Source organism: Moorella mulderi DSM 14980, assembly GCF_001594015.1.
Classification (GTDB): Bacteria; Bacillota; DSM-521; order Neomoorellales; family Neomoorellaceae; genus Neomoorella; species Neomoorella mulderi.
In genome coordinates this window covers 316,200-338,138 of record NZ_LTBC01000002.1, presented here as the reverse complement: position 1 = coordinate 338,138, position 21,939 = coordinate 316,200, and the positions used below count along the sequence as shown (strand labels likewise).

Here is a 21,939-nt window from a genome sequence, read left to right as displayed (position 1 = left end):
CCTGCCCCTCCCCCCTGGTAACTCCTAGCAGTACTTCTATTATACCATCGACAATACTCCCGGCCAAATTTAATCAAGGATTGTTAGGGGCATTGCTCATAGCTAATTATAGATTATAATTATCTTAGTTAAATGGAGGTAAAATCCCATGGAAGTGGTTGCCCTCATTGGTCCCAGCGGCAGCGGCAAAAGTCACCGCGCCCTGGCAGTTGCCCGGGATTATGCCGCCGAAGCCATAATTGACGACGGTTTGCTTATCCAGGGGAGTCGTATTCTGGCGGGAGTTTCGGCCAAGGAACAGCCGACGCGGGTAGGGGCCATCAGAACGGCCCTTTTCAGCGACCCTGACCACGCCCGGGAAGTCCAGGAGAGACTGGCGGCCATTACTCCCCGGCGCCTCCTGGTGATCAGCACCTCCCGGGAAATGGCAGAGCGCATAACCAGCCGCCTGCAGCTGCCGCCGCCCTCCATCTGGGTGGATATCACCGAAGTGGCTACGCCGAAAGAGATTGCCCGCGCACGGCAGATTCGTAGCCAGCTGGGGAAACACGTCATCCCGGCACCCACCGTGGAAGTCAAGCCGCGCTTTAACGGGCCTTTTATCGAACCGTTAAAAACTTTTTTGCGCCGGCGCCAGGCACCGCCGGGAAAAAAGAAAAACCTGTGGGTGGAACAGACCACCGTCCGGCCGACCTTTAACTCCCTGGGCCATTTCTATATTGCCCATAATGCAGTGGCGCAGCTGGCTGTTTACCTGGTAACCGCTGCCGGGCTGGCCAACCCCCGCGTCCAGGTGGAAAACAGGAATGGCAATCTGGTGTTAAACCTGGAGGTTGCCGCTCCTTACGGTGTTTACTGGCCTCCCCTTTTACGGGCCGCGCAAAAACGGGTAAAATCAATGATTACAAATATGACAGCCCTGGAAATTGAGGCTGTCAATATTACGGTTCGCGGGATTAAATTTACCGATGACCGGCTCTAGCTGGCTTTTTCATCCAGGTTCTGGTTTAAAATAGCCGCTATTTGCTGCAGTTTATGATTGACGCCGGCATAATCCTGCCGGGCAAAACCCGCTTCTACCAGGGCCTTGAGCTGCACCAGGATGCGCTGGTAGGTGGCTTCGGCTTCGGCGGCTGCGGCGCTGGCCGTCAGGGTAGCCGGCGAGGCTGCCGGCAGGCTTTCCGCTAGCGGCAGGAGTTGGGCGGTAGCCAGCCATTGGGGGACTTCTGTGGCCAGGCCCAGCTCAGCGGTTACCAGGCTGGCGAAATCCCTGGCTGCTTCTTCTTCCCCGTGGGTTATAAAAACTTTGCGGGGGGGGCGGGCAAAGGATTTAAGCCATTTTAATAGACCCGCCTGGTCGGCATGGGCGGAAAAGCCGTCAAGACTGACAATTTCAGCCCGTACGGCAATTTCTTCACCGTGGATGCGTACCCGCTTCTCCCCGTCGAGCAGGCGCCGCCCCAGGGTACCGGCTGCCTGGTAGCCTACCAGGAGGACTGTACTTTCCGGCCGCCAGAGGTTGTGCTTCAGGTGGTGCTTGATGCGGCCGGCGTCGCACATGCCGCTGGCCGCAATGATGATGGCTCCTCCCTGGATCTTATTGATAGCCATGGATTCCTCGGCGGTGCGGCTTAAGTGCAGCCCCGGCAGGTAGAAGGGACAGGTGGCGCCGTCATTACTTAACTCTTTAGTTTCAGCATCAAAATAATCCTGGTGGCGGCAGAAAATCTCGGTGGCCGCCACTGCCAGGGGACTATCGAGAAAAATTTTGTCTACCTTGATGGCTCCCTGGCGCAGGAGGATATTAAGGGCATAGAGGAGGTCCTGGGTACGCTCTACGGCAAAGGCGGGGATAACCAGGTTACCTCCCTTTTTCATGGCCCTGTTAATTACTTCTTTGAGACGCTCAATTTTGTCCCCCTGGACGTTATGGTGGCGGTTGCCGTAGGTAGACTCCATGACCAGGTAATCGGTGGCCTCAATGGGCGCCGGGTCATTGACAATGGGTTGTCCCGGGTTACCTAAATCGCCGGAAAAGGTAACCTTTACTTCTTGCTCCCCATCGCGCACCCAGATTTCCGCTATCGCTGACCCCAGGATATGACCGGCGTCCTGGAGGCGCAGGCGAAAACCCGGTAAAATTTCCTTTTCTTCTTTATAATCCAGGGCCTGAAAATGCTCCAGGCAAGCAGCCGCCTGGGCGGCGGTATAGATGGGGGTTAAAAGGGGCAGGCCGGCGCGGCTGTTTTTCCTGTTTTTGCGCTCGACCTCCATTTCCTGGATATGACCGCTGTCCGGTAGCAGGACGCTGGCCAGCTCGGCACTGACCGGCGTGGTAAATACCGGCCCCTGGAAGCCCTGCAGGTAAAGCTTAGGAATCAGGCCGCAGTGGTCGATGTGGGCATGGGTGAGGACCAGGGCATCGATACTGGCCGGATTAAAGGGAAAAGGTCCATAGTTGCGTTCTTTAATGGCTTTGGAACCCTGGAAAAGCCCGCAATCAATAAGGAGGCGGTGCCGCCCGTTATCGAGAAGGTAGCAGGAGCCTGTTACCGTCCCGGCAGCACCGTAGAAATGTAAATTGATCATCTTTCCTCTCCCTGTTCTAATTTTTTGCCGACCTCTGACTTCCTGTCTCCAACCTCCGTTAAGCGTGGGCCACAGCCCGGTGCTTGAAGGCCAGGCGCCGGGCGACAAAGCGTTCCATCCGGTTCATGGCTTCCGTCAGCTCGGCCAGGGAAGTAGCGTAGGAACAGCGGATAAAGCCTTCCCCGCTGCTGCCAAAGGCCGGGCCGGGGACGACGGCCACCTTTTCTTCTTTCAGGAGTTCTTCGGCAAATTGGGTGGACGTTAAACCCGTAACTTTAATGGATGGGAAAACGTAAAACGCGCCCCGGGGTTCAAAACACTCCAGGCCCATTTCCCGCAGGCGACTGACGACCAGGCGGCGGCGCCGGTCATACTCGGCCACCATCCGCTCCACATCCTGGCGCCCGTTGCGCAGGGCCTCCAGGGCGGCCATCTGTCCCATCACCGGGGCACAGAGGATGGTATACTGGTGGATCTTGACCATGGCGGCCAGTAAGTCGGGGTGGGCGGCCACATAACCCACCCGCCAGCCGGTCATGGCAAAGGCCTTGGAAAAGCCGCTGACCAGGATGGTCCGTTCCTGCATGCCGGGGAGGGCGGCAAAGGACCGGGGCGGGCCGTCGTAGCGCAGTTCGGCATAGATTTCGTCACTGATCACCAGCAGGTTATACTTCTTTACCAGGGCGGCGATAGCCTGCATTTCGGCCTCATTAAGGACGGCACCGGTGGGATTGTTAGGAAAACACAGGATCAGGATCTTGGTACGGGGTGTGATATATTTTTCCAGCCGCGCCGCCGTCAAGGCAAATTCATCCTCCATGGTAGTTGGCACCGTGACGGGAACGCCGCCGGCCAGCTGGGTGATGGGCCGGTAGGAAACATAACAGGGCTCGGGGATCAGGACTTCGTCGCCGGGATTGATGACCGTCCTTAAGGCCAGGTCGACGGCTTCGCTGGCCCCTATGGTAACCATGACTTGCTTTTGGGGATCGTAACTTAAGCCAAAACGTTCCGCTAAGTAGCCGGCGATGGCCTGGCGTAATTCGGGCAGGCCGTAGTTGGAGGTATACATGGTATAACCTCGCTCCAGGGACTGGACGCAGGCTTCCCGGATGTGCCAGGGGGTAACAAAATCCGGTTCCCCCACGCCCAGGGAAATAACCCCGCGGGTGCTGGCTACCATGTCAAAAAAGCGACGGATGCCGGAAGGTGGTATATTTTTAACAGTAGGATTGATAAAGCGCTGGGCCTCAAAACCGCAGGTAATGGTCATGGTTGCAACACCTGCCTCCGGTCTGCTTCTTGATCCTCAAAAATAACCCCATCCTGTTTATACCTTTTCAGGATAAAGTGGGTCACTGTACTCTGGACGTGTTCCAGGGTAGCCAGCTTCTGGGAGACAAAGGTGGCCACTTCCTTGAGACTCTTTCCCTGGACCAGGACGGAAAGGTCATAGCTGCCGGACATCAGGAAAACGGATTTTACTTCCGGGTAACGGTAGATACGGCCGGCAATCTCGTCAAAGCCGACATCCTGCTGGGGCGTTACCTTAACGTCGATTAAGGCCGCCACCTCTTCTGCGCCGGCCTTTTCCCAGTTAATCAGGGTATGGTAGCGTAAAATGATTTTTTCCTGCTCCATGGCGGCTATTTCTTTAGCTACCTGGTCTACCGGCAAGGCTAACATAATGGCTATTTCTTTAGCGGTTAATTTACCGTTATTTTCCAGGAGTTCGAGTATTTTTTTACGCATGGATAAACCTCCGTATGATATATGAAAACCTCCCGCCCCGCAAAGGGACGGGAGGTTAATTCCCGCGGTACCACCCTCATTGGTCTCGTACGACCCAGCTCTGTAGCGCCTTTGTTAATGCGCTTTGGCCGTTAACGGGGCCAATCCGTCCTGCCTTAAGGATAAATTCCTTCCCGCGGCGGCTCCGGGGTGGCTTTCGACAGGTCTGCTACCGGGCTTGCACCCTCCCCGGTTCGCTTACGAGCAGGGGGCCTGCCTACTCTTCCCTTCACTGCCTTTAACCTTGCTGTAAATTTTAATGCTATTGTAGCACTGGCCTGGCTGCTGTGTCAATAAAAAATTAAGTCAGCTGGCGCCAGCTGGCTTCCCGTCGCAGGCGGCGGGCCAAATAGGCCGGATTGGCCAGTTCATCGGCGGCCACTTTGCGGATGCTGATCCCCTGTTGGCGACAGTAAAATTCATGGCGCCAGTCATAGCGCATACCGTCCGGTTCAAAGCCCAGCTGCAGGCGGGGCAGGAAAAAGGGAATTTTTCCCCCCCGGGTCTCATAGTTGGTAATTACTTCTTCGTCCGGGTACGCCTGAAGGAGGGCCAGGCGCAGGGCCTTCATAGCCTGATCCAGGGGATCGACGACAGCCGGGAAGGGAGGGGCCGCTTCCGCTTCCTCCGGAGAGGTCATGTCGTCTTCCCGGCCAATCAGCAGCACGTCATCTTCACCGATACCTGCGGGTCCGGGAACCGGTTCATTTACCGGTTCTCCGGATGTATCGCCAGGTGTTGCTTGTAGCGGAGGCCGGTCCGCAGCTACTACCCCTGCTTGCTCAGCCGGGCATGCCGGATGTGTCGCTTCAGCTGTTTCACCCGGGGCAGCAGGTTTACTTTCCTCACCGGGAGCATGTTCCTTTCCCTTTTCCTCCCGGGCCTTAAAGTAACGGGCTGTTCCTTCGCTGATTATATATTGTATGTCCCGGGGAAAGTTGCCAAAGCTCTGCAGGATACGACGGTCTGGTAGACGCTGGGCAACCAGTTGCTCAAGTAAAGCCTGGAGATGCTGTTCCCGTCCTTCCAGGACTTCCAGGAGCAAGTCACCCATTTCCTGAACCATGGCGATACCGCGGGCCAGTTGTTCTACGCGGGCGGATTCATCTTTAAGGCTTATGGATATGGCACATTGAACCAGTTCATCGACACGCTGCAGGATTTCATTTTCCAGCCGGTTATTGCGCAATCTCCCCACCTCCTGGCAGCTCTTCCTCCCATCAATATATGCGGCCAGGTTACCGGCAAGAACTGCAGGCCAGTAAAAAACCCGGGGTGCAAACCCGGGGTCAAAATTTATTCCGCCTTGGGCCGGGGGTAAAGGCCGGCTTCCTTGACGATGGTGGGGATGATCTCTTCCCACATCACGGCCATGATGTGTACGCCGGCTACCCCTTCAATGGTCTTGAGGTGTTTAATCTGTTCGACACATATGGCCACCCCTTCGGCCTTGGGGTCGGCAGCTTTTTCCATCCGGTTAACAATTTCATCGGGAACGATCATCCCGGCTACCGACTGCTGCATATATTTAGCGGCTTTGGCAGACTTCAGGGGCATGACGCCGGCAATGATATGGGCTTTTTTATGCAGGCCCCTTTCCCTGACCATGGCCATGAAACGCTCGAAACGCTCCATATCAAAGATGCACTGGGTCTGGATGAAGTCGGCGCCGGCGTTGATTTTCTTTTCCAGCCGCAAGACCCGGAACTCAAAGGGATCGGCGAAAGGATTGGCAGCGGCGCCGATGAAGAACCTTGGTTCATTGCCCTTCAGTTCTTCCCCGCAGGCGAATTTTTTCTCGTCCCGGAGGTCCTTGACGATTTTAATGAGCTGCAGGGAGTCCACATCATGGACGTTTTTGGCCGCCGGGTGGTTGCCAAAGGACTGGTGATCCCCCGACAGGCAGAGGACGTTGCGCATTCCCAGGCTATAGGCCCCCAGGAGGTCGCTCTGCAGGGCGATGCGGTTGCGGTCCCGGACCGTCATCTGGATAATAGGCTCGCCCCCTGCCTGGAGGACGTGGACACCGGCAGCAATACTGGAGAGGCGGACAATGGCCGTCTGGTTGTCCGTCAGGTTCATGGCATCCACATAGTCTTTTAACTGGGCGGTATGTTTTTTGATGCCCTCGGGGTTGGCGTGTTTGGGCGGGCCGATCTCACCGCTGACCACAAAATGACCCTGGGAAAGGAGTTTTTCCAGTTTGCTTTCTGTTTTCATGCCAGCCTCACATCCTCTCGTACCACTTTCCGGGGACCGCCGTCCCGGGACTTGGACCAGTCCTTGGGTGGCTGGATTTCCATGAGGAGATCCAGTTTACCTAGGGCCTGCATCCGGTCGTAGATGAGCTGCCAGGCACAGGGGGTTTCCGGGTTAACCTCACACTTGCCATTCTGGGAACCGCCGCAGGGCCCGTTTAAAATGCTCTTGGAGCAACGGATAATGGGGCAAATACCCCCGGTTTTATAGAGGATGCACTCGCCGCATAGCCCGCAGCGCTCTTCCCAGACGCCGTGCTCAACGGTGCCGCCGGCAAACTTGGTGTTTAAGGCCGGTACCACCCATTTATTATAGCGTTCGGCCAGGAACTGGACGCCGACACCGCAGGCCAGGGAAACGATGGCATCGACATCGTCGGTAACGTATTTTTCCAGCATATCCACGTATTCAGGGTCACACTGGCGGGTCAGGGTAACCTCCACTGTTTCCAGGGGGTTGCCTTCCTTTTGCCTCAGCAGCCGCAAAGCGGCGGCCAGGATCCCGGTTTCCTTTTCCCCGCCAGCCAGGCAAACGGTCACGCAGCCGCCGCAACCGACTACCAGCACCTTTCTGGCTCCTTGAATCAACCCGGCAACCTCGGCCAGGGGTTTACCCTCAGCGATAATCATTCCTGCTCACCTGCTTTCCTCGAATTTGCAGATGCATATTTTTTATTTAACGGGCTGGGACCTAATTTACGGATACGCTCGGTAAACTCCCGGGCAATTTCAGCGAAACGCGGTCCCATGGCCGCCGAGAGGTTGTACATCTCCAGGCGCTCACCACCGATACCGATCTCGTCCAGGATTTTTTTCGCCTGCTGGACCCGGCGTTTGGCCCGGAAATTCCCCTTCAAGAAGTGGCAATCGCCTTCCATGCAGCCCAGGACATAGACACCGTCGGCACCGTCTTCGAAGGCTTCCAGCAGGACCCGGACGTCGGTCTTCCCGGAACAGGGCATCTCAATTACCCGGATGTTGGCCGGGTACTGCAGGCGCAAGGATCCGGCCAGGTCGGCGGCTGAATAGGCACAGTAGTAGCAACAGAAGGCTATAATTTTTGGTTCAAACTCCTGCAATTGACTACACCTCCCCGAAGAGGCCGGCTACCTTGGCCAGCAGCTGGTCATCTTTATAGAACTGGAGCTGGATGGCCTTGGCCGGGCATTCACCGGCACAGGTACCGCAGCCCATACACTGGACGGCATTGATTTCGGCCACGTTACGCTCATTAATGCGCGGGACGCTGTAGGGGCAGACCCGGACGCAGGTCAGGCAGGCAGCGCACTTGTTTTCATCGACCACGGCTACCACGCCGCCTACCATCAGGTTTTCCCGGCTCAAAATGGTACAGGCCCGGGCCACGGCACCTTCGGCCTGGGCAATGGCTTCACTGGCGAATTTAGGCGCATGACCGGCACCGCAGAGGAAAATCCCGGCCGAGGGGAAGTCAATGGGCGCCAGCTTGGCATGGGTCTCGACATAGAATTTATCTTCATTTAAAGGCAGTTTCAGCATGGTAGCCAGTTTTTCCACCCCGTCCGGGGCCACGGCACCCGTGGCCAGCACCAGCTGGTCGGGCCAGAGCACCAGGTCTTTGCCGGAATCGGAATCCTTAACTAAAACCTCCAGCAGGCCGATGTCCCGCCGGCGCACCTCAGGTGGTCTTTCCGGCTCATAGTGGATAAAGAGGACGCCCTGCTCCCGGGCCTGGCGGTAATAATCCTCCATGAAGGCATAGGTGCGGATGTCCCGGTAAAGGACGTAAACTAAAGCTTCAGGATTGCGCGTTTTTATGGCCAGGGCGTTTTTAATGGTCTGGGCGCAGCAGGTGCGGCTGCAGTAGGGGTGATCGCCATCCCGGGAGCCCACGCACTGGATGAAGACCACCTGTTTGTTTTTCTCAGCATCCCAGTGGCCGTCGGCCAGGGCCTGCTCCAGCTGGGTATTGGTTACCACCCGCTCGTCCTGGCCATAGAGATAGGCGCCGGTTTTTAACTCCTGGCTGCCGGTAGCGACGATCACCACGCCGTGTTCCAGCTTACATGTACGGCGCAGGTGTTCTTTACCAGGTTCACCAAGGGAAATGGTGGTGGTAAAGTGTCCCTGGTGGCCGCCAAAGTCTTCCAGGCGGGCACTGGTGTACACCTGGATACGGGGGTTGGCCCGGACCCTGGCGATCAGGTCTTTTAACAGGGCCTGGAGGTCTTCCCCTTCCAGGGTGGTCCGTAAATGCCGGACCTGTCCACCCAGTTCAGCTTCCCGTTCGACGATAATGGCGTCAAACCCCTGTTCGGCGATATTTAACGCTGCTGTCAAGCCGGCTATGCCGCCGCCGATGATCAGGGCCTTCTGGACTACCGGTACCGGCTGCAGGTGCAAGGCTTCATGGCGTTTGACCTTGGCCACGGCCATGCGTACCAGGTCAATAGCTTTTGCAGTGGCGCTGGCCGGTTCGTTGCGGTGTACCCAGGAACACTGGTCGCGGATATTGGCCATTTCAAAGTAGAACTGGTTTAAGCCAGCCTCCCTTAAGGCTTCCCGGAAAAGGGGCTGGTGGGTGCGTATGGTGCAGGAGGCCACTACTACCCGGTTCAGGTTGTATTCCTGGATGGCGTCTTTAATCTTCTTCAGGGTGTCCTGGGAACAGGTGTAGAGATTATCCTCAGCATGGACTACGCCAGGTAATTTGGCGGCAGCCTCAACTACCGCCTTGACGTCGACTACGCCGGCGATATTAATGCCGCAGTGGCAGATAAAGACACCAACCCGCGGTTCTTCCTGGCTCACGTCCCTCTCCGGCGGGTATTCCTTGGGCGTGACCAAGGTATTACGGCCCGAGGCTATGGCGGCACCGGCTAAAGATGCGGCAGCGCTGGCATTGACTACCGTTTCCGGGATGTCCCGGGGACCCTGGAAGACGCCGGCCACATAAACGCCCGGCCGGGTAGTGGCTACCGGCTGGAAGGGTAAGGTCTTAGCAAAGCCATAGGGATTAAGCTCAATACCGGCAGCGGCCGCCAGTTTTTCCGCGCCGGCCGGTGGCCTGACGCCTACCGCTAAAACAACCATGTCAAACTCTTCCCGGATTATCTTGCCGTCGGCATAGTACTGGATGATAAGGTTTTTGGTCTGCGGGTCTTCTTCCACCCGGGAAATCATAGCCCGCACATAACGCACGCCGGCGGCTTTAGCCGCTTCGACGTAGCGGTCAAAGTTTTTACCGTAGGCGCGGATATCCAGGTAAAAAATGGTCGGCTCAATATTGGCGTCATGTTCCCGGGCAATAATGGCTTCTTTGGTGGAATACATGCAGCAGATGGCTGAGCAGTAAGGGCTGCCTTCCCCCTCGCAATCCCGGGAACCAACGCACTGGATGAAGGCCACCTTTTTGGGCGGCCGGTGATCGGAAGGCCGTACCACGTGGCTTTCCGTGGGGCCGGTGGCGCTGAGCAGCCGCTCAAACTCCAGGCTGGTCACCACATTGGCATAATAACCGTAACCGTATTCGCCGGCCAGGGTGGCATCAAAGAGTTCGTAGCCGGGGGCCAGGACCAGGGAGCCAACCTTGAGTTCCACTACCTTTTCCTGCTGCCAGTGCTCTACAGCTTTCTTTTTACAGACAGCTTCACACTGGAGACATTCCGAGCAGATGCCGCAGTTCAGGCAGCGTTTGGCCTCTTCTATGGCTTCTTCCGGGGTAAAGCCCTGGTAGACTTCCCGGAAATCCTGGATGCGCTCTGCTACCGGGGCCATGGCCTGGATTTTGCGCCGGCCGGGGAAGGGTATAACATTGGGCGGCGGGTCCAGCTTGGGTTCTTTTTCCAGGGAACGGCCGGCAGCCAGGTCTTCGCCCTGCAGGTAGCGTTTAACGGATTCCGCTGCTTCGTGGCCGCTGGCTACGGCTTCCACTACCGAGGCGGGCCCGCGGACGATATCGCCGCAGGCAAAGATGCCAGGCACGCTGGTAGCCAGGGTCAGGGGATCGGCAGCAATCAGGCCGCGACTGGTGGCTATGTTACCGTCTTCGCTTAAGAAAGAAAGATCGGCAGCCTGGCCGATGGCCAGGATAATGGTGTCGGCAGCCAGGGTTTGGGTAACTTCCGGGTTATACTGGGGATTAAAACGGCGTTCTGCATCGAAAACCCGGGTACACTGCATTAGTTCAATACCGGTGACCCGGCCTCCTTCGCCAAGGAAACGTTTGGGGCCCCAGGAAGGATGGATGATGATGCCTTCTTCCAGGGCTTCTTCAATCTCCCAGGGGTGGGCCGGCATCTCAATCCGGGATTCCAGGCAGGCCAGGTGGACTTCCTTAGCCCCCAGGCGCCGGGCCGTCCGGGCTACGTCAATGGCTACGTTACCGCCGCCGATGACGACAACCCTTGCTCCTACTTCGGGCCGGCCGCCCAGGGCGGTTTCCCGCAAGAAAGCTACTCCCGGTAGAATACCCTTTAAATCGGCACCTTCAAGCTTTAACATCCGGCTCTGTTGCAGGCCGGTGGCGATGATAACGGCGTTGTACTGCTTTTGCAGTTCCGCCAGGGTAATATCTTTGCCGATAACGGTATTGGGCACAAACTTAATCCCCAAAGCGAGGATGCGCCCGGTTTCCCGGTCGACTACTTCCAGGGGGAGGCGATAGCGGGGGATACCGCCTCGCAGCATGCCGCCGGGCTGGCTCAAGGCGTCGTAAACGGTAACCTGGAAGCCTGCCAGGGCCAGGTCCTGGGCGGCTGTCAGGCCGGCCGGCCCGGCGCCGATGATGGCGACTTTTTCTTGCCTGGCGGGAAGCTCCGGCCTCTGTTCCTTTTCCCGGGCTGCTTCAGCTTCCCAGCCATAGTCATAGGCCGCCCTTTTCAAAGTAGCAATGGCAATGGGGTCGTCAAACTGTCCCCGGTTGCATTCGGTTTCGCAGGGGTGGTGGCAGATGCGGCCGCAGATGCCGGCAAAGGGCATGCGGCGATGGATTACCTCCAGGGCCTCTGCAAATTTACCCTGGGAGATCAGGGCCACATAACCCTGGGCATTGGTACCGGCCGGGCAGGCGCTGCGGCAGGGAGGCGTACCCCTTTTGGTAATCAGGTATTTATTGGGTACCGCCTGGGGAAACATCTTGTGAATGGCCTTCCTGCTGCCCATATTCTGGTTATACTCGTTGGGAACAGATACCGGGCAGGCCTGCTCGCAGTCGCCGCAGGCAGTACATTCCTCAATATTAACGTAGCGGGGTTTTTCCCGGATCTGGACGGTAAAATTACCCTTTTCCCCTTCTACTTTCTCCAGGGAGGCGCATGTATGCAGGCGGATATTGGGATGGGTTAAAGTATCCGTCATCCGGGGCCCCAGCAGGCACATGGCACATTCATTGGTGGGGAAGGTTTTGTCCAGCTGGGCCATACGACCGCCTATGGAAGAACTTTCTGTCACCAGGTGCACCAGGTAGCCTGCATTAGCCAGGTCAAGGGCCGACTGCATACCGGCAATACCGCCGCCGAGGACTAGGACCGAACCTACGGCCGGGACATTTTCCTGCTTTTCATTCATGGCGTCTCACAACCTTTCTGCTAGGAGGCTACCAGCAACCCCTGCTGCCGTAAAAGGGGCAGGGGATCTACTAAATGTTTCTTTAACCAGGGAGCGGCATCCAGCCCCAGGGCCAGGCCGATGATTTCGGTAATGAAAAAGACGGGTAGAGGTTCTGCGCCGGCCGGCTGGCGGCTGTCCAGGTTAGTCTGGCACAGGGGACAGGCCGTCACTATGGCTGCAGCTCCGGCATAGCGAGCGGCAGCTACAATTTTTCCCACCAGTTGCTCCACAAGTTGCGGCTGGGGAATGGCGAGACTGGCCCCGCAACACTCGTTTTTATGGGTCCAGCCTACCGGAGTGGCACCGCACCGGGCCAGGAGCCGGTCCATCAGCCGGGGCTGTTCAGGATTAGCTTCAAAACTGGCTACTTTCGGCGGCCGGGTCAGCAGGCAACCGTAGTAGGCAGCCAGGGGGAGGCCGGCCAGGCTTTTTTTTGCTTTCCCATCCAGCAGAGCCTGGAGGCGGGCATCGGCCAGCATGTCTACGACATGGCGCACCCGCACCTCTCCCCGGTATTCCCGCCCCAGGATTTGACCTGCCTGCCGGTTGAGTTCCCGGGCTTCCTGGCTGCCGCCGGCCATAAAGGCCTGGGTCGCTTTTAAGGAGTTGTAACAGGCAGCACAGGGTACCAGCAAATCGTTACCGGCAGCCTCAGCCAGGACCAGGTTATGCAGGGGTAAGGCATGGCTCAGGTAACTGTTAAGGGAATGGCCGGAGGTGGCGCCGCAACAGCACCAGTCGTCCAGTTCCTGTAACTCCACTCCCAGGGTTTTAAATACGGCTTCGGTGGAGGCCGAAAATTCAGCCGCCGTCGAGTGCAGGGAACAGCCCGGGTAATAACTTAGTTTCATGCCTGTCCCCCCTTTTCTCCTTGCCACAAGGCCCGGAAGCGAGCTTTATTTTTAAGCCCTTCGGGTAAAAGCCGTAGTTTACCGCGGCGGAACATGTTCAGCCCCAGGGGAACATCCTGGAAGTAGGTACCTGTCTTCATTTTGAAGGCGATGATCATCCCCAGTTCATGGACCCGACCCTTGCTTTTAACCGAAGCCAGGAAGGCCTGGTGGAAAGCAGCCACTTCCGGCAGGGCCGGCTGGATACCTTTAGCCAGGGCCCGCTGCTTCAAAGCGTCGTTAATAGCGGCAATGTCGATGCCGTTGGGACAACGGGAAACACAGGTCCGGCAGGCAGCACATTGCCAGATGGTTTTGCTTTTTAAGAGTTCTTCTTCCAGACCAAGCTGCACAAAGCGTACTACCTGGTGGGGCATCAGGTCCATGGCCATCGTGACCGGACAGCCGGCAGTACATTTATGGCACTGGTAACAACGGCTGACAGGTTGACCCGATTGCCTGGCCACCGGAGCAACAAGCTGGTAGGATGGTATAATTTGTTGCTCAGCCAATCCCCTTCCTCCTTCCTGCCCTAAAAAAGAGAGGACCAGCGTTTAGACAATACGCCGGTACCTCTCTCCACTTTACTGCGGTAATTTTCCCCCAGGTATCAACGTATTCCTGTAACGCTGTTCGCTATTGTTAATTTTAATTTCACTATTTTAGTTACCCCGTAATATCCTTCGACATTTTTTATAAAAATCCTACCTGGTTTTAAACAACTTAACAAAAGAATCGCAGTAAACCGTCTGGTTGAGCAAAATTTCTGCTGCTGCCGCCGTTTCCATGAGGGCTTCGTCGCAGGCATCGGCTATGGCGGCATCCAGGCCGCAGGCCATGGCCATGGCCAGGAAAGTCCGGTTGATGAGGGGCCGGTTCTGGCAGTTCTGGGAGACGTTGCTCAAGCCCAGTACGGTCCGGGGAGCCGGGTCGGCCAGCATTTTAATCTGCTGCAGGGTCTTTAAAACTTCAGGAGCGTGATCCTGGGCGACGTTGGCCGGGAGAATCAAGGGGTCAATATACAGGTCATCCATGGGCAGGCCGAATTCATCAGCCGCAGCCACCAGTTCCATGGCAAAGGCCAGGCGGGTGTCGCTATCCTTAGGGATGCCGGTTTTATTCATAGTGAGGCCAATGAGGGCTGCGCCGTGCTCCACGGCCAGGGGGAACAATTTTTCTATTTTTTCCCGTTCGGCATTGGTGGAGTTGATAATAACCCTATTTTTGGCTTTTTTCAGTCCCGCTTCGATGGCCGCGATATTGGTGGAATCCAGGCACAGGGTTAGACTGCTGGCTTCCTGGGTGACCTCTACCAGCCATTCCATGGCACTGACCTTATCCTGGACGGCCGGCCCGACATTTAGATCCAGGGCGCGGGCGCCGCCTTCTTCCTGGCGGCGGGCCCATTCCTGTACGGGGGCCGGGTCCCGTTCCTGGATGGCCCGTTTAATGTCATTGAACATGCCGTTAATCCTTTCGCCAATGATAAGCATGCTTTAGACCTCCTTCGATTAATAAGCATTGTTAACCATAAGCTGGTCGATATTTTCCTTGACTTTGGCTACAGCTTCCGGGTGACGCATGAGGAGAATGTGGGCGCCGGCCTGGAGGAGGGCGGTGGCGGTAACGGCTTCCCAGAGGATACCCCGCTCCACTTCTTTACCCCAGCCGGGGTATTCACTTACCGGAGCCACAGCTTCCTTGGCCCGCCAGGCCTCATATCCAACCGTACAGATCACCGGCATGGAGAGCATTTTATCACCCTGGAGGGCTCCCAGGCGGATGCGCTCCATAATCGAGTAGGCGTATTCTATCCCGTAGCCCAGGCCGCCAATAGAAGGGTCAATAACAATGTGGTCCAGGCCCAGGTTCATTTCGTTGATGAGGATGTTGAGCTGCTTGCAGATATTGATATCCAGGGGTGAACGGGCAATAATGTTGTGCTTGTGCACCATGCAGGCCGCTGTCAGGGATTTGTAGTTGTCCTGCTCGGCGTTACCCAGGAGCAGGTTTTCCCCTGCTGCCGCCTCTGCTACTGCCTCCAGGACGTCATGATCCTTTTCCACATCGCCGCAGCCAACGACAATCAGGGGAACACCAACAGCCTGCAGGACTTCCTTGACGGTAGCCACACACTGGTCTACCGGGCGGTTGGCCCCTTCGGGATCGGCACCGTCTAGTTTCAGGTAAATCAGGTCGGCGCCGTATGCAGCCACACATTTTTGCGCCCAGCGGCCGGGCTCATTGATTACATCATTAAAGGGGTCCTTCAAAACATCCGGCCAGTCGGGAACGATATCCTGGACTTCCATGGCGATGACGGGGCGGCTAACCTCTCCTTCAAAATGGTGGAAGGGAAGGGCAGCATCGCCGCCGACAACAATGGTGTGGCTGCGGGTACCGCCTTGCTCTTTGGTGGCACCCAGGACAACTTTTTGTACCGTAGCGCGGCTCCGATCACGTAAAACCTGGACGGGCATGAAAAACACTCCTTCCATAAATTGTTAAATACGGCACCTGCTCAGGATGTCACTGACTGCCTGGACGGCCGGGGCTTCTGCCGGTAGCTCAAAAAGGGGTTTGCCGTAGGTATCAAAAGCGACGACCTGCTCATCATAGGGAATCGTCCCGGCCAGGGGCAATGCTGCCCGCTCCATCTCTTCCTGGAGGGGACCCTGGTCACCGGTAGTTTTGGTTACTATCAGATACATATTGGGAATAGCAAGCTGCAGTTCCTGGACCAGTTCCCGTACCCTACCGGCGGAACGAATTCCCCGGACGGAGGCGTCGCTGATGACGAAGAGGTCCTTCACATTCTGGATAACCCGCCGGCTGATATGCTCCAGGCCGGCTTCACTGTCAATGACCATATAGTCGTAGCTGGCGCTTAAGGTTTCCAGGTGCTTGCGCAAGAGGTCATTGGGGTAACAGTAACAGCCCGGACCCTGGGGCCGGCCCATGGTTAATAAATCAAATTCCCTCGTTTCCACCAGGGCCTGGGCCAGCTGGTACTGGATGAACATATCCTTGCTCATGCCCGCGGGGATGGCCCGCGGGTTTTTGGTGGCATCGAGGATATCGGCAATAACGGTATCGACTTTAACGCCCAGGGCTTCGTTTAAATTGGCGTTGGGGTCGGCATCCACGGCCAGGATGCTCCCTTTATGGTTCTCAACCAGGTAGCGTATCAGCAGGGCGGCAAAGGTGGTCTTTCCTGTACCCCCTTTACCGGCAACGGCAATATGGCGGGCCACTAGCCTTCCCTCCTTTCCAGGCTGGTCCCAGTGGTCACGGAGGGGAAGAGTTCCAGCCGGGTGTGGGGCAGGAACAGGGCCGAGACAAATTCCTCCATAAAGAGGTTGCCGGCGGAAAGCTCCAGGTAGGTCATCTTGCGGCCCAGTTCCAGGGCTTCCTCCCAGGCCGGCCGGGAAAGGAGGGCTAACTCGGCGCCTTTGAGGGAAGTGTTGCCGGCAAAGACGTATTTTTCCGCCGGCAAATCGGGTAAGAGGCCGATTTCAACGGCATTGGGAACGTGCAGGTAATTGCCGAAACCGCCGGCAATGATAATCCTGTCGACTGCTTCCAGTTCTAGGGAGACGGTCTTTAACAGGCTTTGGATGCCGGCAAAGACGGCTCCCTTGGAGCGGATGAGATTTTTGATGTCGGCGGCGGTAATGACGATATCCTTGCCGTGGCTGCTTTCTGCCGCCCAGGCCAGCACAAACTCATAGCCTTCATCGGTACGCCTCAACCTGGGCGTGGCTACTTCCTGGAAGTTACCGGTCCGGTCGATGATGCCGGCCCGCCTGAGCTTCGCCAGGCAATCAATTAAACCGCTGCCGCACAGGCCGGCCGGGCGGCCGCCGCCTATTACTTCCAGCTCAACTTCACAGGTTTCCGGGTCGATGGTTACTCCTTCAACTGCTCCCTCCATGGCCCGCATACCGCAGGTGATGCCGCTGCCTTCAAAGGCCGGCCCCGCCGAACAGGCGCAAGCGATGAGCCAGTCCTTATTCCCTAGGACCATTTCCCCGTTGGTGCCAATGTCAATGAAGAGGGTCAGTTCTTCTCCCCGGGCAAGGCGGGTAAAGAGAGCACCCGCGACAATATCGCCGCCCACATAGCTGGCTACGCTGGGGAAGACCTGGACGGTAGCCAGGGGATTAATGGCCAGCCCGATTTCCCCGGCAGTGAGGGCCGGCCACTCGGTAGCAGCAGGGATATAGGGTTGCAGGCGGATATACTTGGGATTTACGCCCAGCAGCAGGTGGCTCATGGTAGTGTTGCCGGCAATGACTGCTGCCGTCACCTCCGCCTGGTTAATCCCGTGGTTGGCCAGTAAAGAATTACTTATCTCATTAATGGTGGCCAGGGCCGCCTGGCGCAGCTCCTCCAGGCCCCCATGGTTACTGGTGGCGTGGATGATGCGGGAAATGACATCATCTCCATATACCGCCTGGCGGTTATAACTACCGCCCTGGCCAATCCTCCGGCCGTTACGTAGGTCCAGGAGGGAGACTACTACCGTCGTGGTACCCAGGTCGATGGCCAGGCCGAAGCTCCTGCCTGACCCGGCAGGGGTAACCCGTAAGAGGCGGTTATCAGCCCTGGCCAGGGTGACATCAACCTGCCAGCCGGCCTGGCGCAAGCTCTCCGGCAAATCCTGGAGAAGGGCTAAGCTCACCTGCCCCTCTACCCCTTTTTCTTTCCGCAGGGCCGCCAGCAGGCGGCTGGTATCACTGGTGTTTTCCGTCAGGGTAGGCTCGGCGAGATGCAAGGTTACTACTTCACAGGCAGCCTCCAGGGGATAGGAACCCAGTAAATCAGTCAGGCCGTCCTGCAGCCGCCCCTTGTCCTGGAGGAGCACCTGGTGTTTGCTGAGGAGGGATTCTGCCGGGATCTCGATGGCTACATCGCCCTGGATGATGGTCTGGCAGGCCAGGGTATAACCATCTTCCTTCAATTTGGCCGGCAGGTGTCCTCCTTTAACCTGAACCTCTCCCCGGCGAACTTTAATGATACAGCGGCCGCAGGTACCGGCACCACCGCAGGTACTTTTCAGGGGCAGGCCGGCCTTTTGGGCCGCCTCCAGGACGGTGGTACCTGCCGTTACCTTTACGGTGGTATTGGCTGGTAAAAAAGTAACAGTACACTGATTCACGGGCTTCTTCCCCTTCTTAGCTAAAATAGAGATGGTTTAGGATGCTAGATTGGCCCGGGCAAAGGCCACGATACCGCTGGCTTCCCGGGGTCCTACCAGTACCTCCCAGCCCGTCAGGTCTTCCAGCTTGCCCTTCAGGACGGCCACTGCTCCGGGAATAATAATCCGGCGGTGCTTGACCTTATTTTCGAGACCAACTTTTTTCATGACCCCGGCAATCTTTTCAGCCTCAAACTTACCGTCGGCATAGGCCGTCAGCACGGACAGGCCATCGGTATCGACGGACAGCAGGTAACTGGGTATCTTGGTGCTTTCAATTTCTCCTTCTACCGAGTAATAGGTCAGGGAGAAGTTGGTGGTCACATAAACCGGTGAATTCTCATTAACGGCTCCTATTTCATTGAGTTTCTCCTCTACCCGGATGGGTACCTGCGGGTCGGTATAGAGATTCTGGCGCCAGGACAGCAGGGGCAACAGGTGTTCTTTGGCGGCGGTACGCAAGACTACCAGGCTGGCATACTTGCTGATATAGTTCGTAGCCTGGAGGATTTCCGCCAGGGGATCGGTTGCCGTCGTCAGGGCAATAATGGGATAGCCGAAGGAACGGAAGCGTTTTTTAATGGCCAGGCGGCGGATCTGGGTAAAGTCGGCAACGGCACGGGAAGTTTCCCGGGCTCCGGGGTCGAGGACCAGCTGCTTGCAGCCCAGGGCGACGATTTTGTCCACCAGGCCGGCCAGTTCTTCCAGGCCGTTACCATATACCGCCAGGGGGCAATTAAACTCTTTTGCCAGGGCAGTCATGGCCTCGTAATTGGCAGCAGTGGCCGCATATAACAGGGGCCTGCGGTCGGCTACTCCCGCCAGGGCAGTTTTTAAGACGGCGGCATCGTCAGCCATGAGGATAAGGTTTAGCCGGGTAGCAGCAGCAACCGCAGCTACAGCTGCCTGGAAGGCATTGGGGTCATCGGCGTCGTGGCGGATGGCAATGGCCTGGATGGTATAATGCTGTCCCACCCGGTCAAATTGCAGTTCGTTGATGGCGGCAACTTTAGCCGTTAACTCTTCGTTGCTGAGGTTATCGCTTACCAGGATGGCAATGGCTGTTTCGTGGTAGAAGCGCTTGTCGTGGCGGAAGAGTTCGGTCTCATCCCCCATCTCCACTGTTGCCGTACCTGTACCCAGGACCACTTTGGCAATGGGCGGGGCCGCGGCGGCATTGAGGGCCTCCCGGGCAGCATCGGAAACGTAAGGGCAAGAGTCCAGGCTGGCCTTACCGGCCGCCAGGTTCATGGCAAAGGCCAGGCAGGTGGGCGTACCACATTCGCCACAATTCTTTTTGGGCAGCTGTTTATAAATTTCCAGTCCCGTTAAAGCCATAACTGTTAACTCCTTTCCTTTAAGGTTTAAATATTCCGGGCCGGGTATATGCAAAGAGGCATATACCCGGCCTTGCCAGCAGCAGGGGTAGAGCCTACATAATGGGATCCATGGTCAGGGCCGGGTGGCCCACTTCTTCCAGGTAGGGCAAGATTTCATCAACGGTGGTGCCTATGGTTTCATCGGCAATTTTATCGATAAAGTCCTCGCCCAGGCCTTCTTCGATGCTGCGCTGGATCAGGTCGTCACGGAGGAAGTCCTTCAAAGCTTTGGGCATCCAGACAATACGGGCGATGCCGCCGTCGGCCTTAATGAATTTTTTACTGACAATATAGGTGCGGCCGATGCCCATAAAGCCGGGAGTCTGGACGCCGCCGCCGATCATGCCGGCCAGGGTGGAGAAGGTCATTCCTGAAGGGGTCATCCCGGCATGGTCGCGGGTAGTAATCATGATGCCGTTACACTCCGGCAGGATGGCCATGATGGCTTCAAAGCAACCGCAGGAGGTCATGGGGTTCTCCATGAGGGTGTACAGGCAAACCTGTTCCAGGTTGCGGTTGGAAGCCGTGTAGAGGTAGTCGTTGACGCTCTTCCAGATACCTTTAACGGGATCAATCTCCCCTTCTTTAGCTATCGGCTGGTTGGGCCCGGCATGGTTGATTTCATAAGAAGCCTTGGCGTCCAGCCAGCTGACGGCGCCGCACAGGCCTACCCGTTCGGGGGTGACAATACAGACATGGTTAGGGGCAAAGGACTGGCACAGGACGCAGGAATAGAAAGTATCCACCGACTCGTCGGTTAAGCCGCGCATGCGGTCGTCACGCTCTTTGTATTTCTCCCGGGCGATGGCCAGGTACTCTTTAACTTTGGCTTCGTCAGTAAAGATGGTTACCTGGACGCGGTCGACAATGGCCGGGAATTCTTCCTTCATCTTGGCTACCAGGATTTCACCATAATGCTTGAAACGAAAACCTTTGGCCACGGCTTCTTTGCTAACCCGGAGCCAGTTAATGGCGCGCTGGCCGGTATGCCAGAGACCTTCACCGTAGTTAATGAAGTCGTGGATGCGCCGTTCCAGGACCCCTTCAAAGTCGGCCTGCATTTTACGGCCATAGATATCCACCAGGATACCCAGGGGTAAAGTGCTGCCCTCCGGCACCTGGTCAATATCCGGGCCGATAAGCTCGATCTTGCCGTCGGTAATCTCCGCCTCGGAAACAGTACGAACCAGCTCAAAGGCCGGGCTCCGGTTACCACCCATTTCGACATACATATCGCCCTTGCGGATACTCTCCCCTTCAAAGGCAGGACCGAAGTTAATGGGCAGGTCGAGCTTAATCTTGGTAAGTTTGATGCCCCGGGTTTCCATAGCTATCTGAACTATTTTGTCATAATCGGTAACGCTGAAGAACCAGTCGGGAATCTGCTTGTCTTCCGGCAAAGGTTGGTCGGTAATTACCGGGAAACCGGTAAAGATGGCGCCGAAGGCTGCGGCTGTCTTGACCATATCGTGCTCGCCCAGGTAAAGGACGAAGGCGCGGATGCGGCGCCGCTGGTAGTCGCGCTGCTCTTCGCGCAGGCCCGGCGTTACGCCGCCGAACATCATCCCGGCCCGGAGGGCGTAGTTGGCGGCGTGGACGATCTGGGTGAAATTACCCAGGGGGTAGGCGATGTAGTCAATGCCCAGTTTGACGTTTTCCTCCAGCAGTTGTTCTACCGCCTCATCGCAGATGAAGAGCATAAAGCCCATACCCATGAGGTCCTTGACTATCTTGGCCAGGGCCTTGGAGTCCCTGGCCCGGCCCAGGATAATGGCTTCCCCGGGGATGGTCCAGTCTACCATTTTGATACCAAAACGGCGGACGACCGGGTCACCGATAAAGCCCGTCCAGGGCTCGGGTAAGAGGGGCTCTCCCGGCTTATATTTCAGGTAACGGAGGGCCTCGATAATTTCGGCCGCGTACCAGGTGGCTTCTCCTGCCAGGCGGGCATTTTCAAAATTAAGCACCGGGCTTATTTGCGCCCGCTTGCGGTTGAGGATGGGCGGCAAGTCGCCGAGTTTTTTTACTTCTTCCCCGCTGTAGCAACGAATAACCGGCAAATAATAGGCGGTATCGGGATAACCGACGGGATGGTCGGGACCATAAGTCCGGATAGCCTGGTTTAAAAGGATCTCCGCATAGCTGGTGGCCGTAATGGCGCCATGGTAAACTTCCCGGAATAGGGTTACAGGTTCTTTACCCTCTGGAATAGCACCTTCGTAGATTTTATCAAAATCAGTCAT

At 56.9% G+C, this 21,939-nt stretch carries 17 protein-coding genes and 1 other annotated feature; of the genes, 1 reads left to right on the top strand and 16 read right to left on the bottom strand.

The window, feature by feature from the left end; translation table 11 throughout:
* Positions 1-148 precede the first annotated feature (148 nt).
* The gene (locus MOMUL_RS04925; protein WP_062282282.1) at positions 149-982 is read left to right on the top strand and encodes an Asp23/Gls24 family envelope stress response protein; all 834 of its coding nucleotides are present in this window, start codon (positions 149-151) and stop codon (positions 980-982) included.
* On the opposite strand, the gene MOMUL_RS04920 is transcribed toward MOMUL_RS04925, so the two are convergent.
* From MOMUL_RS04920 to acsB, 16 genes are all read right to left on the bottom strand, one after another.
* Entirely contained in the window at positions 979-2,589 is a 1,611-nt protein-coding gene (locus MOMUL_RS04920) for an MBL fold metallo-hydrolase RNA specificity domain-containing protein (RefSeq protein ID WP_064774326.1), read from the bottom strand. The genes MOMUL_RS04925 and MOMUL_RS04920 overlap by 4 nt on opposite strands.
* A gap of 58 nt (positions 2,590-2,647) precedes the next feature.
* Positions 2,648-3,862, bottom strand: a complete 1,215-nt coding sequence (locus MOMUL_RS04915) for an aminotransferase class I/II-fold pyridoxal phosphate-dependent enzyme (RefSeq protein WP_062282278.1) — start codon at positions 3,860-3,862, stop codon at positions 2,648-2,650.
* Positions 3,859-4,341, bottom strand: a complete 483-nt coding sequence (locus MOMUL_RS04910; protein ID WP_054935875.1) for an Lrp/AsnC family transcriptional regulator — start codon at positions 4,339-4,341, stop codon at positions 3,859-3,861. The genes MOMUL_RS04915 and MOMUL_RS04910 overlap by 4 nt, the downstream gene beginning before the upstream one ends.
* A gap of 40 nt (positions 4,342-4,381) precedes the next feature.
* Positions 4,382-4,622: a binding site (T-box leader), on the bottom strand.
* A 59-nt stretch (positions 4,623-4,681) separates the two neighbouring features.
* Positions 4,682-5,569 carry a hypothetical protein gene (locus MOMUL_RS04905; protein ID WP_062282275.1) on the bottom strand — a complete coding sequence of 296 codons (888 nt, stop codon included), beginning with the start codon at positions 5,567-5,569 and terminating at the stop codon, positions 4,682-4,684.
* 107 nt (positions 5,570-5,676) lie between these two features.
* Positions 5,677-6,600, bottom strand: a complete 924-nt coding sequence (locus tag MOMUL_RS04900) for a methylenetetrahydrofolate reductase (RefSeq protein WP_062282272.1) — start codon at positions 6,598-6,600, stop codon at positions 5,677-5,679.
* A complete protein-coding gene (locus MOMUL_RS04895; protein ID WP_062282270.1) occupies positions 6,597-7,268 on the bottom strand; it encodes a methylenetetrahydrofolate reductase C-terminal domain-containing protein in 672 nt (223 codons plus the stop codon). Before MOMUL_RS04895 ends, MOMUL_RS04900 begins: the two co-directional genes overlap by 4 nt.
* Entirely contained in the window at positions 7,265-7,717 is a 453-nt protein-coding gene (locus MOMUL_RS04890; protein WP_062282267.1) for a hydrogenase iron-sulfur subunit, read from the bottom strand. The genes MOMUL_RS04895 and MOMUL_RS04890 overlap by 4 nt, the downstream gene beginning before the upstream one ends.
* Positions 7,718-7,721: 4 nt before the next feature.
* Positions 7,722-12,185, bottom strand: coding sequence for an FAD-dependent oxidoreductase (locus MOMUL_RS04885; protein WP_062282264.1), 4,464 nt, complete (start codon positions 12,183-12,185; stop codon positions 7,722-7,724).
* A gap of 20 nt (positions 12,186-12,205) precedes the next feature.
* Positions 12,206-13,078: a CoB--CoM heterodisulfide reductase iron-sulfur subunit B family protein gene (locus MOMUL_RS04880; protein WP_062282261.1), complete on the bottom strand. Its 873-nt coding sequence runs from the start codon at positions 13,076-13,078 to the stop codon at positions 12,206-12,208.
* On the bottom strand, positions 13,075-13,629 hold the full coding sequence (locus MOMUL_RS04875) for a 4Fe-4S dicluster domain-containing protein (RefSeq protein WP_153018244.1): 555 nt from the start codon (positions 13,627-13,629) through the stop codon (positions 13,075-13,077). The genes MOMUL_RS04880 and MOMUL_RS04875 overlap by 4 nt, the downstream gene beginning before the upstream one ends.
* Before the next feature lie 192 nt (positions 13,630-13,821).
* A complete protein-coding gene (locus MOMUL_RS04870) occupies positions 13,822-14,610 on the bottom strand; it encodes a methyltetrahydrofolate cobalamin methyltransferase (protein WP_062282258.1) in 789 nt (262 codons plus the stop codon).
* 18 nt (positions 14,611-14,628) lie between these two features.
* Positions 14,629-15,597 carry an acetyl-CoA decarbonylase/synthase complex subunit delta gene (locus tag MOMUL_RS04865; protein WP_062282255.1) on the bottom strand — a complete coding sequence of 323 codons (969 nt, stop codon included), beginning with the start codon at positions 15,595-15,597 and terminating at the stop codon, positions 14,629-14,631.
* 24 nt (positions 15,598-15,621) lie between these two features.
* Positions 15,622-16,371: an ATP-binding protein gene (locus MOMUL_RS04860; protein WP_062282252.1), complete on the bottom strand. Its 750-nt coding sequence runs from the start codon at positions 16,369-16,371 to the stop codon at positions 15,622-15,624.
* A complete protein-coding gene (locus MOMUL_RS04855; RefSeq protein WP_062282249.1) occupies positions 16,371-18,278 on the bottom strand; it encodes an ASKHA domain-containing protein in 1,908 nt (635 codons plus the stop codon). Before MOMUL_RS04855 ends, MOMUL_RS04860 begins: the two co-directional genes overlap by 1 nt.
* 36 nt (positions 18,279-18,314) lie before the next feature.
* Entirely contained in the window at positions 18,315-19,655 is a 1,341-nt protein-coding gene (gene acsC, locus MOMUL_RS04850) for an acetyl-CoA decarbonylase/synthase complex subunit gamma (RefSeq protein ID WP_062282434.1), read from the bottom strand.
* Positions 19,656-19,749: 94 nt separating this feature from the next.
* On the bottom strand, positions 19,750-21,939 hold the full coding sequence (gene acsB, locus MOMUL_RS04845) for an acetyl-CoA decarbonylase/synthase complex subunit alpha/beta (protein WP_062282244.1): 2,190 nt from the start codon (positions 21,937-21,939) through the stop codon (positions 19,750-19,752).

Coding starts and splice junctions, on each gene's coding strand:
- MOMUL_RS04915 (WP_062282278.1), bottom strand. CDS start 3,862: ATGACCATTACCTGCGGTTTTGAGGCCCAGCGCTTTATCAATCCTACT.
- MOMUL_RS04870 (WP_062282258.1), bottom strand. CDS start 14,610: ATGCTTATCATTGGCGAAAGGATTAACGGCATGTTCAATGACATTAAA.
- MOMUL_RS04910 (WP_054935875.1), bottom strand. CDS start 4,341: ATGCGTAAAAAAATACTCGAACTCCTGGAAAATAACGGTAAATTAACC.
- MOMUL_RS04900 (WP_062282272.1), bottom strand. CDS start 6,600: ATGAAAACAGAAAGCAAACTGGAAAAACTCCTTTCCCAGGGTCATTTT.
- MOMUL_RS04920 (WP_064774326.1), bottom strand. CDS start 2,589: ATGATCAATTTACATTTCTACGGTGCTGCCGGGACGGTAACAGGCTCC.
- MOMUL_RS04895 (WP_062282270.1), bottom strand. CDS start 7,268: ATGATTATCGCTGAGGGTAAACCCCTGGCCGAGGTTGCCGGGTTGATT.
- MOMUL_RS04925 (WP_062282282.1), top strand. CDS start 149: ATGGAAGTGGTTGCCCTCATTGGTCCCAGCGGCAGCGGCAAAAGTCAC.
- MOMUL_RS04865 (WP_062282255.1), bottom strand. CDS start 15,597: ATGCCCGTCCAGGTTTTACGTGATCGGAGCCGCGCTACGGTACAAAAA.
- acsC (WP_062282434.1), bottom strand. CDS start 19,655: ATGGCTTTAACGGGACTGGAAATTTATAAACAGCTGCCCAAAAAGAAT.
- acsB (WP_062282244.1), bottom strand. CDS start 21,939: ATGACTGATTTTGATAAAATCTACGAAGGTGCTATTCCAGAGGGTAAA.
- MOMUL_RS04885 (WP_062282264.1), bottom strand. CDS start 12,185: ATGAATGAAAAGCAGGAAAATGTCCCGGCCGTAGGTTCGGTCCTAGTC.
- MOMUL_RS04880 (WP_062282261.1), bottom strand. CDS start 13,078: ATGAAACTAAGTTATTACCCGGGCTGTTCCCTGCACTCGACGGCGGCT.